Origin of the sequence: Polaribacter tangerinus (genome assembly GCF_038024095.1) — a bacterium.
Lineage (GTDB): Bacteria > Bacteroidota > Bacteroidia > Flavobacteriales > Flavobacteriaceae > Polaribacter > Polaribacter tangerinus.
Genome location: NZ_CP150668.1, coordinates 1,733,817 through 1,748,230 on the forward strand (window position 1 = coordinate 1,733,817; position 14,414 = coordinate 1,748,230).

Here is a 14,414-nt window from a genome sequence, read left to right on the forward strand (position 1 = left end):
TGAATACACTTTTTAATCGTAATGAAATCTGCATTTCGCTATTAATATTTCTCCCTCTCTAAATTGATAAATAAGTCTGTGTTCACTGTCTATTCTTCGAGACCAAAATCCAGCATATTTATGTTTTAAGGGTTCTGGTTTTCCAAGTCCATCAAAAGGATTTCGTGCAATATCTTTTAGAAGTTCATTTATTTTTTTAACTTTCTTTTTATCAGTTTTTTGCCAAAATAAATAATCTTCCCAAGACTCGTCAACGAATATATACTTCATTTCAATTTTCGATTAAATCTTTGTTAAAACTAGTACCTTTTTTTAGTTTTTCAATCGCAGTATCTAATCTTAATTCATTTTTCCGAGAGGATAATTCGTGATTTGTTGCCATTAAGGAATTGTATTCTTGTAAAGACATTACTACGATTCCGGCATCTTTTCCACGATTGATTATTAAAGTTTCAAAGTTTTTTACTACTCGGTCTAAGTATGATTTAATGTCTTTTCTAAAATCAGAAACTGTAGTTATTAGCATATTAATGTTTTATATATGTACAAATATATGTACAAATTTTAAATTTTACAATCATTATCTATTAAATCAAAAAGTAGTAGTGCGAGTTCCTGTAATTTATCGCATTGCATAAAAAATTTAGCAACAATTTTCAGGCCTAGCCTTTTTTGTTTCTTTTTTGAGTAATGCAAAAAAGATATAAAGCCTAAAAGCGTCATTAATGAACCCCAAATCTTTTACATTATTAATAAGCCAAAACCGGCATAGAAACTTTTTGCGTAAAATTTGCCATAAAAATGCGTCAGAAATTATAGGCTGTTTGAGCATTACGAAAATAAGCTTACCAAATCAAAAAGTAGTAGTACGAGTTCCTATAATGTATCGCATTGCATAAAAAATTTAGCAACAATTTTCAAGCCTAGACTTTTTTGTTTCTTTTTTTGGCAATGCAAAAAAGATATAAAGTTTAAAAGCATTATTATTGAACTCTAAAATCTTATACATTATTAACAAGTTAACACCGGCATAGAAACTTTTTGCGTAAAATTTGCCATAAAAATGCGTCAGAAATTATAGGCTGTTTGAGCATTACGAAAATAAACTTACCAAATCAAAAAGTAGTAGTGCGAGTTCCTATAATGTATCGCATTGCATAAAAAATTTAGCAACAATTTTCAAGCCTAGCCTTTTTTGTTTCTTTTTTGAGCGATGCAAAAAAGATATAAAGCCCAAAAGTGTTATTAATGAACTCTAAATCTTTTACAATATTATAAAGCTAACGCCGGCATAGAAATTTTTTGCGTAAAATTTGCCATAAAAATACGTCAGAAATTATAGGCTGTTTGAGCATTAAGAGAATAAACCTACCAAATCAAAAAGTAGTGGTGCGAGTTCCTATAATGTATCGCATAGCATAAAAAATTTAGCAACAATTTTCAAGCCTAGCCTTTTTTGTTTCTTTTTGAGCGATGCAAAAAAGATATAAAGCCCAAAAGTGTTATTAATGAACTCTAAATCTTTTACCTTATTAACAAGCTAACACTGGCATAGAAATTTTTTGCGTAAAATTTGCCATAAAAATGCGTCAGAAATTATAGGCTGTTTGAGCATTACGAAAATAAACTGAGCATCTAAAAAGAAAAGAACTACAAAGTTGTTTTTCACAAAAAACACCTTAAATAACCCTATTTTAAAATACTATATGATAGCACTTTACCGAACTAAAAAGCACTTTTACCGATTTCAATCCGTAAATAACCTATATTTTAATAATTAAAAACTATGATTACTTTAATTTTGTATTTTATAAAATTTACTGTTATTAGTCGAAAATTATAGAAAATAAAGGAGTTGTGTAATTTTTTTTAAAAACAAAAGTTAAAATTAAATAGATATTTGCTTAATGTTTGTATTTGTAGGTATTTAATATTTTTTTAACTAAATTTGCGCACTTCCCCAAAAATTTAAATTTGTAAGGCTATTCAGCATAGTCAATTCACAATAAGTGATATCATATTAATGTTTGAAAAAAACAAAAATAAGTTTAAGATGAAACAAAAACTACTTTCTTTGGTTTTAATAATGTTGTGTATGCAGTTTTCTCAGAATTCTTTTGCAGTCACAAAATCAGCTACATCACCAGTACAAATCTCAAATTCTTTATTTCCAATAAATTATTTGGTAAAAATTCGTACATACTTTATAAGTTCAAATTCAAAGGAGGTGCAAGCGGTTGCTACTTCAAAAAAATCAACATTTGTTAATAGTAAAGTTACAAACCAAGCAGCAAAAAAAGCAACCTCATTCTCAAGTGCAGCACCTTTTGCTTGTGGAGGAACTGTTGGCGGAACAGAAGCGTTTGATGATTTCGATGGAGACGGTGTTTGTAATGGAGAAGATTTAGATGATGATAACGACGGAATACTAGATACAGATGAGTACGAAGCAAACAATCCAATAGCTCAAGGAGATTTTACCGCAACAACGCCTGCTACTGCAGCCAGTACTGTGCCAGGTTGGACTTTAGATGTAGGAACTGTAGATCTTACAGCAAGCAACGGAATAGAATTTGACAATGTAGGTACTAGTCAAACTATTTTACAGTCAGTTACAGGGGCAAACCAAACAGGTATCGGTTTTAAAATAGATGTTAAAGGACTTTTATTTCAGTAAACTCTACAGGAGGCACCAGCGAAGAAACAGAGGTGTTTTTTGCGTATGGTACAAGTAATACTGGTTCTAACGGATTATTTAGAGCTATTTTATCAAGCAGTTCAGGGCCATCTGTAGGTAGTGTAACAGTTACTGAATTTTCCAATGTAACTACAACTTTACCAGCTAGTTTTGCACATAATACAAAACAAGATTTTCAAATTTTTATTCCAGATGCTAGTTATCAGAACAATGCAACTTTATATATTAATATTATTAAAAGTGGTGCTAGTAATCCAGAAACAGTATCTATAGAGAGTGTTTCTATACTTCCTTACTTAGATACAGACGGAGATAATACACCAAACCATTTAGACAAAGACTCCGACAACGATAGCTGCCCAGATGCTTTAGAAGGAGGCGATACTTTATCGCTTACAACTTTAGATGCCGACAACGAATTACAAAACATAAATGCTACCACAGGACTATCTTCTGATGTAGGTGCAAGCGGTCAAACAATTGGAGCTTCTTTAGATAATACAACGTCTTCTTTACAATGTGCTATTGATGATGATGGCGATGGAGTTCCTAATGTAAACGATGTTTGTAATGGTTTCGATGATAATGATGACAACGACCTAGATGGCGTACCAGACGCCTGTGATGTAGATGATGATAATGATGGGATATTAGATGTAAATGAACAACAAATAATTCCAGTCGAAAATTTTGAGTCTCCATCTACAGCTACCAATAGTGGTTTCGATAATTTTGATGTTGCTTTTACACCTGCAACTTCTCAAGTAACTTCTTTAGGTCCACCTATAGGGTATTTTACTAGTTCACAAGGTACTCCTGTAAATGGGCAAATTGCTGCTTCACAAGGTAGTTCTTATGGAGGTTTGCATAGTAGTGGAACATACCCACAAGAAGGTCTTTTAATAACGCTAGATCCAAGTGAAATAATTAATGCGGGTCAACCATCCAAAATTTCTTTCTTAGCACATAAATTTAATTGGCCAAGTTTATTTCCGGGTTCAGGATATTTTGATGTTTTTGGAGTTACAACAGGGTCAACAACCCCAACACTTACAGCAAGTTCTGACTCTAATTCAATGGCAACTCAAACCGGAGTTGATTTCTTAGGGAGAACTTCATTAATTAGTAATACTTCTAGTTTTCAAGAGTTTAGTGTTCAGTTTACAACGGTTAATACATACGATAGACTAATTTTCTTACCAACCAATGAAACAGTAGCAGGAACTGGCTCTACTATAGATGTATTTTTAGGTATTGATAAAATAGAATACACACTTCTGTTAAATACAGATGGAGATGCACAACCAAATTATTTAGACAAAGACTCCGACAACGATGGTTGCCCGGATGCTTTAGAAGGAGGCGATAACATATTGTTAACAGCTTTAGATGCAGACAACGAATTACAAAATATAAATACGTCAACAGGCTTGTCTTCAGATGTAGGAACAAGCGGTCAAACTATAGGTACTTCTACAGATGATACCACTAAAGCAGACCAATGTGATGATGATGGCGATGGTGTACCAAATATAAGCGATGTTTGTAATGGTTTCGATGATAATGATGACAACGACCTAGATGGTGTACCCGATGGTTGTGATGTAGATGATGATAATGATGGCATTTTAGATGTAAATGAATGTGTAAACCAATTTTTAGATTTCAGTACTATTTCTGGAGCATCTAATGGTATAGGTGTAGGAGGCTCTGCGTTAACTTTCAATACCATATATAACGGAGGTACTGCAAATGCTACACTAACTTTAGAAGCACCCGTAGCTAAAAAATGCAACCCAACAGGTATGATTGTGTCTGCTAACGGTGCTTCAGATAGGTATTTAAGAATAGATGACGCCTCAGGCTCTGTTGCAAATACTTCTTACACAGTCGATATGCTTTTCGATACTCCTGTAAAACCGTTACTTACAACCTTAAGTGGCGAATTATCTTATTTAAGAGATGATGATTTGGTAACATTTACAGCTGTAGGAGTCTCTACAAGTTCAAATATATGGGTAGTAAATTCTTCAGCAGATGCAATAATTACTACTAATGGAAATAGTATTTCAATAACAGGAAGTAGTAACGCCTCTGCAGAATTTTCAATAACAACTTTGGTACCTATTGATGAAATTCAAGTAGAGCATGAGTCACTCTTAACTACAGGTTCTAATAATAGCTTTCGTTTTGCTGTAGGGTTGTGTGCAGACACTGATGGTGATACCATAATAGACTACTTCGACAAAGACTCCGACAACGATGGTTGCTTAGATGCACTAGAAGGTGGCGATAACTTACTGTTAACAGCTTTAGATGCAGACAACGAATTACAAAATATAAATACTACCACAGGTTTGTCTGGTGATGTTGGTGCAAGTGGTCAAACTATAGGTACTTCTGTAGATGCTACCCAAACTTCTGCACAATGTGATGATGATAATGATGGGGTATTAAACGGGGTAGATATTTGTAATGGTTTTGATGATACTGCAGACTTAGACCAAGATGGCGTACCAGATGAGTGTGATGTAGATGCCGATAACGATGGTATTTTAAACATTGATGAAGTAGATGCAATATATACCAATGAAGCTCTTTTCGGGCCCACCTTTTACATCAATCCAACAGAAAGTATAGCTCCTCACCCAACTAATGGTACTGGTGTTGCTGGTGTTTTTGATGGAGCTACAGTCTATAACTCTCCTTCAGATAGTTTTGGAGATTGGACTACAGGTAATGCTACAGGTGTTTTTACCACACCGTTAGTTTTTAATGTAGATTTAGTTCAGAATATAGACCGAGTTACTGGTTTTGCCATGCACAACGATGCAGGTTTAGATGGGCAAAGTGTTTTAGACTTTGATGTTTACATTACTGTAGATGGTGTGGAATATAAAGAAAGTTTAACGTCTAATGGTCAAGTTTCAGGAAATGCTGGTCAGTCTGCAGAAACCTTTACGTTTAGTAGGTCTTACTATAATGTAGAAGATTTAAGAGTAGAAATTATGACAGCAGATGATCCAAGAGTTCAAATTACCGAGCTAGGTTTTGTAGGTAGTGTACAAATAGATTTGGATACCGATAATGACAATATACCGAATCATCTAGACAAAGACTCCGACAACGATGGTTGCCCGGATGCTTTAGAAGGTGGCGATAACTTATTGTTAACAGCTTTAGATGCAAACAACGAATTACAAAATATAAATACGACAACAGGCTTGTCTTCAGATGTAGGAGCAAGTGGGCAAACGGTGGGTACTTCTACAGATGATACCACTAAAGCAGACCAATGTGATGATGATGGTGATGGAGTTCCTAATGTAGACGATATTTGTAATGGTTTCGATGATACCGCAGACAATGATAACGACGGCGTACCCGATGGTTGTGATATAGATGATGATAACGATGGGATATTAGATTTAGACGAGGGGTATGATTCTTTTAATTTTGTAAATCAAGGAGATTTATCAAGTACAACAACTGGTAATACTTCATCTGTACCAGGTTGGACCCTTTCTAATGGTGTAGTTTATAGATTACCAGCGGGTATAAGATTTCATGCAGAAAACACTACACAAACATTAACTCAGTCCCTTACCAATATCAACCCTTGTGGACAAAGTAATATTCAAGTTATTTTGGAAGATTTCAATGGCAGGAATAGTTCATCTGGCGCAGGTTTATCAAGCCAACTCTCAATATCTTACGGAGGTATTACGTATGTTACATTTACTACACAAAATGGAAGTAATACTGAAGTTGAAATAGAGTATTTTAACGGTGCAACTGGTAATACTGATCTTAATTTAATTTCTCATGTTGAACAAGATATTACTTTTAATCTACCAACAAATGTTTCAAATAATGGAGATTTAACATTTACATTGATAAGTGGTAATGATGATTTTGGTTTAAAAGCTATTTCTTTGATTAGTGATTTGGATACTGATAATGACTGCATTCCAGATTATTTCGACAAAGACTCCGATAACGATGGTTGCCCAGATGCTTTAGAAGGAGGCGATAACTTATTGCTAACCGCTTTAGATGCAGACAACGAATTACAAAATATAAATACTACCACAGGGTTATCTAGTGATGTTGGTGCCAGTGGTCAAACTACAGGTACTTCTACAGATGCTAGCACAACTTCAGCTCAATGTGACGATGACAATGATGGGGTATTAAATGGCGTAGACCAATGTTTAGGTTTCGATGATACTGCAGATAATGATAATGATGGCGTACCCGATGCCTGTGACCAAGATGATGATAATGATGGTATTTTAGACTCTGTAGAACACAATGGAGCAAGTGATATAACAGGATTTGATCGTAACACTTTTGGGTTATCTACTACTGATACCAATCAAACAATTACTAATTTTGATGTTAGTAGCGATTTAAACTTGCCTGCTGGTAGTGTGTTAGTTAGTATTACAGATGTTTCTGGAGGGCCTACTTATAATCAGTTAGGTCTTACTGCAGCCGATAATGTAATTATTACTTTCTCAGGTACAGTACCCGTATCTGCATGGGTTCGATTTGGATATGAAATTCCTGCAAATTCTAGAAGAGGTTTCCGATTGTTAGACGGAGAATCCTTTACTAGTTTTGCCTCACCACCAACTGGTTCTTCTTTTTATGAAAATGAAAATGAATATGGTGCCGAGAATACTTCTAATACCTTATCTCAAAGTGGTAGTGTAAGTTATTACTCTAACGGAGCAGTTAGACAATTACAAATTTTTACTACTGCAGCTGGTCCAGACCTTACAAGATTCGATTTCTTTTTGAAGCCGATGACAGATACCGATAATGATACCACACCAAATATTTTTGACAACGACTCCGACAACGACGGTTGTTTCGATGCCATAGAAGGTGCCGGTTCATTTACGTTAAGTGATGTAGATAGCAACGGACAATTAACGTATACAGCACCTATTGCTAGTACAGGAATACCAGCTGCTGCAGGCGCAGGCCAAGCAATAGGTACAAGTATCGATGCAACTCAAACGTCTGCACAATGTGACGATGATGGCGATGGCGTGTTAAATGGCGTAGACCAATGTTTAGGTTCTGATGATACGGTAGACAATGATAATGACGGCGTACCAGATGGTTGTGACCTAGATGATGATAATGATGGAATTTTAGATAGTGTAGAATGCCCACCATTATCAATGAATATTTTCGCACACAATTTAACAGTAGTTTCTGGTACTGCTAACGATTTAACAACAGGAGACGTGTTAAGAAGTGCCAATGCATTAACCTACTTAGGTAATTCTTACGATGTTTTGGTAACTATAGTTACAGAAAGTATTCCTACAGGTAATTTAGAAATTACCAGTATGGGCGAGTTAAGAATCAACAATTCGAATCCGCAAGAAAACCCATTTATCGAGTATTCGTTTAAAATTGTACCCTCAGGAGCAGGACCAACTTCTTCAGGAGTTGCCATACCTAATGTAATTTCTGTAATGAGAGATATTGATGGGGCAAATGCAGCATTTTACGAAGTACAAGGTAGTATAAGTACAGCCAACTACAACAATCAAATAATAGGTGCTTCTTTAAGAAAACTATCTAGTGTTAGTTTTTCACCAACAAATACCTATAATTATTTTGGTCCTAAAGACCCTACAAATAGTGCTTCAGATGCATTTCCTGGCAATTGGCTAGTACAGTATTATTCAACGTATACAACAAATACTTATGTTTTCGGATTAAATGGAAACAACACCACTTCTACAGTGTCAGGTAGATTATTATTTCACAATTTATCAATTGAATGTGATACCGATAGAGATGGTCTGCCAAATACCCAAGACAATGATTCCGACAACGATGGTTGTTTCGATGCCATAGAAGGTGCCGGTACATTTACCTTAAGCAATGTAGATAGCAACGGTCAATTAACCTACACTGCACCTATTGCTAGTACAGGAATACCAGCTGCTGCAGGAACAGGCCAAGCAATAGGTACAAGTACCGATGCTAGCACAACTTCAGCTCAATGTGACGATGACAATGATGGGGTATTAAATAACGTAGATGTTTGTAATGGTTTTGATGACACTGCAGACAATGATAATGATGGCGTACCCGATGGTTGTGATATAGATGATGATAACGACGGTATTTTAGATGCTGTAGAAACGGTAACGTATTATGCAAAAGAAAACGATTTTAATGCCACATTGGTTGCAAATGGAACCGCTACAGGATATGTACAAACGGTTGGTACAGGAGCAGATGCTATTGAAATTCGTTCAGAAGTAGTTTCTGGGGCAACAGCAAGTTTTGGTCCTATTACTATTACTTCAAACAGTTCTGCAGATGATTTGTATGCAGACGGTACCGTTATTACCTTACCGCGTACGAATAATGTTGTTTCTGTTTTAGAATATAGTTTTTCAAGACCTGCAAGCGGAGAACTTGTTATAGGAAATATTGATGTAGGTAATTTTCAGGTACAGTTTCTAGATGAAAATGACAATGTGTTACCATTAATAACCAACAGAGTATTAGATGCGTTTAACGGGTCATCAGGTGCCTCTTTTGCGGCACGTACAGATGCTGTTCATACCACTATTGGTTCTGATGTAACAGCGTTAATTAATGCCACAAACACAGTACTAACAGTTACTCCTGCTACAGCAACTTATACTACTAGGGCTTCAATTAGTACTTCGGTAGTATTGAGGTTTGATGAGCAAGTAAAAAAGATACAGATTACACAGAATTCAGGAACTCCATATGTTTTCTTTAATAAGTTAACTATTAGTAAAGACACCGATGGCGATACCATTCCAAATCATTTCGATAAAGACTCTGATGGTGATGGATGTTTCGATGCTATAGAAGGAGGGCAAGGTTTTGCCTTAACCGATTTAGATGCTGATAACGAATTACAGAATATCAATGCTACAACCGGATTGTCTGCTGATGTTACCAATCAAACCAACGGACAAGCCATTGGCACATCCTTAGACAATACCCTAACATCTGTTCAGTGTGATGACGATGGCGATGGTGTACCAAATATAACCGATGTTTGTAATGGTTTTGATGACACTGCAGATAATGATAATGATGGCGTACCAGATGGTTGTGATTTAGATGATGATAACGATGGTATTTTAGATGCTGTAGAAACGGTAACGTATTATGCAAAAGAAAACGATTTTAATGCCACATTGGTTGCAAATGGAACCGCTACAGGATATGTACAAACGGTTGGTACAGGAGCAGATGCTATTGAAATTCGTTCAGAAGTAGTTTCTGGGGTAACATCAAGTTTTGGTCCTATTACTATTACTTCAAACAGTTCTGCAGATGATTTGTATGCAGACGGTACCGTTATTACCTTACCGCGTACGAATAATGTTGTTTCTGTTTTAGAATATAGTTTTTCAAGACCTGCAAGCGGAGAACTTGTTATAGGAAATATTGATGTAGGTAATTTTCAGGTACAGTTTCTAGATGAAAATGACAATGTGTTACCATTAATAACCAACAGAGTATTAGATGCGTTTAACGGGTCATCAGGTGCCTCTTTTGCGGCACGTACAGATGCTGTTCATACGACTATTGGTTCTGATGTAACAGCGTCATTCAATGCCACAAACACAGTACTAACAGTTACTCCTGCTACAGCAACTTATACTACTAGGGCTTCAATTAGTACTTCTGTAGTATTAAGGTTTGATGAGCAAGTAAAAAAGATACAGATTACACAGAATTCAGGAACTCCATATGTTTTCTTTAATAAGTTAACTATTAGTAAAGACACCGATGGCGATACCATTCCAAATTATTTCGATAAAGACTCTGACAACGATGGATGTTTCGATGCTATAGAAGGAGGGCAAGGTTTTGCCTTAACCGATTTAGATGCTGATAACGAATTACAGAATATCAATGCTACTACCGGATTGTCTACTGATGTTACCAATCAAACCAACGGACAAGCCATTGGCACATCCTTAGACAATACCCTAACATCTGTTCAGTGTGATGACGATGGCGATGGTGTACCAAATATAACCGATGTTTGTAATGGTTTTGATGACACTGCAGATAATGATAATGATGGCGTACCAGATGGTTGTGATTTAGATGATGATAACGATGGTATTTTAGATACCCATGAAGGCAACACAAACTATGTAAACCAATTTTTGTTTGGTCCAGATTTTTACAGCAATCCAACGTCAAATATAACTCCTCACCCAACTAATGGTACTGGAGCTTCAGGTGTGTTCGACGGAAATACTGTATTTGATTCGCCAACAGGAAGCTTTGGACAATGGAACAATTCGGTACCAACAGGTATTTTTAATCCTGCGCTTATACTTAATGTAGATTTAGTTCAGAATATAGACCGAGTTACTGGTTTTGCCATGCACAACGATGCAGGTCCAAACGACAACCATAGTGTTTTAGACTTCGATGTTTACATTACTGTAGATGGTGTGGAATATAAAGAAAGTTTAACCTCTTCGGGTGCTATTTCAGGAAATGCTGGTCAGTCTGCAGAAACCTTTACGTTTAGCAGAGCTTATCATAATGTAGAAGATTTAAGAGTAGAAATTATGACAGCAGATAGCGATTTGGTTCAAATTACCGAGCTAGGTTTTATAGGAACAGTTAGTACTACTATAGATACCGATGGCGATACGATTCCAAACAGTCTCGATTTAGATTCTGATGGAGACGATTGTCCGGATGCCTTAGAGTCTGCAGTTCATGATGCATTAGTTGCTGGCGATGTAGATAATTTAGTATCTGGTACGTTAACAACCACAAGCATGCCAAATGCCAAGGTTTCTGGTGCGGTAGGAGACAACGGATACTTAAATGTTTTAGAAGATGTAGATACGGCTGCTGCTGTAGTTGTAGATACTTATTTTAATACCAATTACACAACGTATGCTTTAGATGGCAGTACAAGTGCTTGTGGAGTAGGTATGATTACTCAGGTGTTTGATGATCCAGCCTCAGATAGATGGATAGAGGTTACCAATACCCATGCTACCGATGTAATACCACCACATGGTGTAACGGCAGCAGTATTTGTAAATCCTAGTGGTAGTTTGTCAGGAGAAGATGCTGATGGATTTTTCCCTCAGCCAAATGCTTTACAACCAGGAGAAACGTTTATCATATCTACCAACGGAGCGGTAGCTAATATAGCTTCAGGAGTAACAGATACAGCTGCCCCAATGATGTCTCTTACAACTTCAGCAACTACTACCGATTACACCATTACGCTTATGAGAGGTAAATCAAGTACGTTGTATACTTACGATGGTAGTTATGAGGTGTTACCAAAAATACCAGCCAAGACAAGTTGGGTTCGAAAAGATGAAGTAACGCAACCTAATAGGGTGTATACTTCCGATGAGTGGGTAGCATTTATAGATGATGCGATCGTTGATTACACCGATAATCAAGATGATCCGTCTTTAGAGAGACATCCACATGCGCCTTTATTATCTGAAATTAATACCGCTTTGGCTACAGATAATATGCGACCAGGAGTTCATAAGGTAGGTCCTACGGTTTATCAGAGTGGAGCTTGGAGTAATGGTACACCAGACCGTTCTAGAAAGGTACGCGTTTTAGAAGATTATACTACCTCAAGCTTATTTGGTGTAAGAGCCTTAGAAGTAGATAACGGAAGTACCTTTAGTATTAGCGATAATGCATTGGTGGTTTCAGAGAGTGTAAATATTGTAGGAGCCAATGATGAGATTCGTTTGGTAAGTAGCGACGATACCAACAAAGCTCAGTTAGTACAAACGCACGAAGGTAGTAGTGGTACTTTAGGATTAGGAAAACTATTGGTAGACCAAAACTCTACAGTTCCAAGTACGTATCGTTACAACTATTTAAGTTCACCGGTAAACACTATCGGTCAGAATACATACAGGGTAGCTGATGTTTTAAAAGACGGAACTACTAAATTAGGAACAAACAATACCAATGGTGCGAAGGATATTAATTTTATAGGCGGCTATGACGGAGCAGCTACCGACCCAATTTCTATTGCTGAATATTGGATTTATACCTATGCAAGTGCTTCGGGGAATGTATCTAATTGGGCTTCGAAAGGGTCTACGGGTGTTATTCCAGCAACAGATGGGTTTATAATGAAAGGACCAGGCGTTGCTCAGAACTATACTTTTGAAGGAGCTCCTAAAGACGGAACATTAACGACTGCTATTGGTGCAGGAGAGTCTTATTTAGTAGGAAACCCTTATGCCTCTGCATTAAGTGTTCGAAAGTTTATTCAAGACAACCCATCTACCACAGGTACTTTGTATTTCTGGCAACATGTTGGCGAGACAGATACCTCTAGTACCAACACAAGCGGACATAATTATGGCGGCTATGTTGGAGGTTATGCAACGATTAACTTATCGGCAGCAGTAGCGGCGAACCAAACGTCTTTACCAACCGATGGCCGAGCAGGAGCTTTAGGCACAGGATATGTAGCTCCAGGAATGTTTGTGCCAATAGGTCAAGGTTTCTTTATAGAAGGAGCTGCAGGAGGTGCTGTATCGTTTAACAACTCACAACGTACCTATGTAACGGAGGGTAGTACGAGTGTTTTTTATAAAAGTGCAGACAAGACAAAGAAAACGAAAACGGCTAGTAAATCAAGTACATCTAGCAATGGATTGCCAGTATTAAAGTTAGGATTTGATTACTTGAGTGAAGACCAAGTGTCTTTTCACCGTCAGTTAGCCATTTCCTTTAAGCAAGGCAATAGTTTTGCTGTAGAGCGCGGGTATGATAGTGAGATCTATGATATTGGTGTAACAGATGCATATTGGAAATTCCCAACGCAAGATGAGAAGTTTGTAATTGCCGGAGTTCAGGCCATTACAAAAGACTTAGAGGTTCCGTTAGAAGTAGTGATGAATTATAACGGAGAGGTTCGATTTAGCATTGATGAGTTAGAAGGTATTGAAGAAGACTTGTTTATAGAAGATAAACTTACAGGGGTAAGTTATCCTTTAAGTAAACAAGGAGTTGCTATAACTTTAGCCAAAGGCGTGTATACAGATCGTTTCTTTGTAAGTTTCTCAAGCAATAGTTCATTATCTGTAGACAATCCTGAGAACAGTTTATTAGAAGAAGCTATACAAGTTTACAAGTCTAACGATGCATTGGTTATTGTAAATACGCAAAACAATGTTATAGACCATGTTTCTTTGTACACTGTTTTAGGACAATCTGTCCAAGAATGGAAACAAACAACTTCTGAGAGCGAAGTACGTTTACCATTAAGAAACGTTGCAGCCGGAGTGTACTTAGTGAATGTAAACACTGAAAACGGAGTGGCAATGAAAAAGATTGTAATCGAATAAAAGATTATAAAACAATAAGGTATTTAAGAGCTTAACAGCACATAAATATCATCAATTAAAAAAGAGCAACTGAACAGTTGCTCTTTTTTAATACCTTATTTATTTTTTTGAACTTGGCATTTCGAGTGAACTACATAATGTAAATAGTTACTAGTTCTGGAGAGCATATCGGTATTACAAGTGTAAATCTTTCGATAGTATTTTACGTACTCCAATACTACTTGAATTTACAAATGGGTAAATATTAGATGGTTTTTATTGATTGTAAATCCGAGTGAATTTAACGGTTGTAGTGAGAGAATTTATTATAGAGATTGTAG

4 protein-coding genes are annotated in these 14,414 nt (G+C 36.4%); 2 read left to right on the forward strand and 2 right to left on the reverse strand.

The window, feature by feature from the left end; all coding sequences use genetic code 11:
* Positions 1–12: 12 nt before the first annotated feature.
* Together WHD54_RS07660 and WHD54_RS07665 are read right to left on the reverse strand one after the other, a co-directional pair.
* Entirely contained in the window at positions 13–270 is a 258-nt protein-coding gene (locus tag WHD54_RS07660) for a Txe/YoeB family addiction module toxin (protein ID WP_088324503.1), read from the reverse strand.
* Position 271: 1 nt separating this feature from the next.
* Positions 272–526 carry a type II toxin-antitoxin system Phd/YefM family antitoxin gene (locus WHD54_RS07665; RefSeq protein WP_088324502.1) on the reverse strand — a complete coding sequence of 85 codons (255 nt, stop codon included), beginning with the start codon at positions 524–526 and terminating at the stop codon, positions 272–274.
* Between the two features lie 1,527 nt (positions 527–2,053).
* On the opposite strand from WHD54_RS07665, the gene WHD54_RS07670 reads away from it, so the two are divergent.
* Both WHD54_RS07670 and WHD54_RS07675 read left to right on the forward strand, forming a co-directional pair.
* Positions 2,054–2,677, forward strand: coding sequence for a hypothetical protein (locus WHD54_RS07670; RefSeq protein WP_143744269.1), 624 nt, complete (start codon positions 2,054–2,056; stop codon positions 2,675–2,677).
* Between the two features lie 32 nt (positions 2,678–2,709).
* Positions 2,710–14,094 carry a T9SS type A sorting domain-containing protein gene (locus tag WHD54_RS07675; protein ID WP_340766747.1) on the forward strand — a complete coding sequence of 3,795 codons (11,385 nt, stop codon included), beginning with the start codon at positions 2,710–2,712 and terminating at the stop codon, positions 14,092–14,094.
* Positions 14,095–14,414: the final 320 nt, after the last annotated feature.

What these genes read in the sequence shown, in the direction of transcription:
- WHD54_RS07660 (WP_088324503.1), bottom strand. Translation starts at nt 270, where the DNA reads ATGAAGTATATATTCGTTGACGAGTCTTGGGAAGATTATTTATTTTGG.
- WHD54_RS07665 (WP_088324502.1), bottom strand. Translation starts at nt 526, where the DNA reads ATGCTAATAACTACAGTTTCTGATTTTAGAAAAGACATTAAATCATAC.
- WHD54_RS07670 (WP_143744269.1), top strand. Translation starts at nt 2,054, where the DNA reads ATGAAACAAAAACTACTTTCTTTGGTTTTAATAATGTTGTGTATGCAG.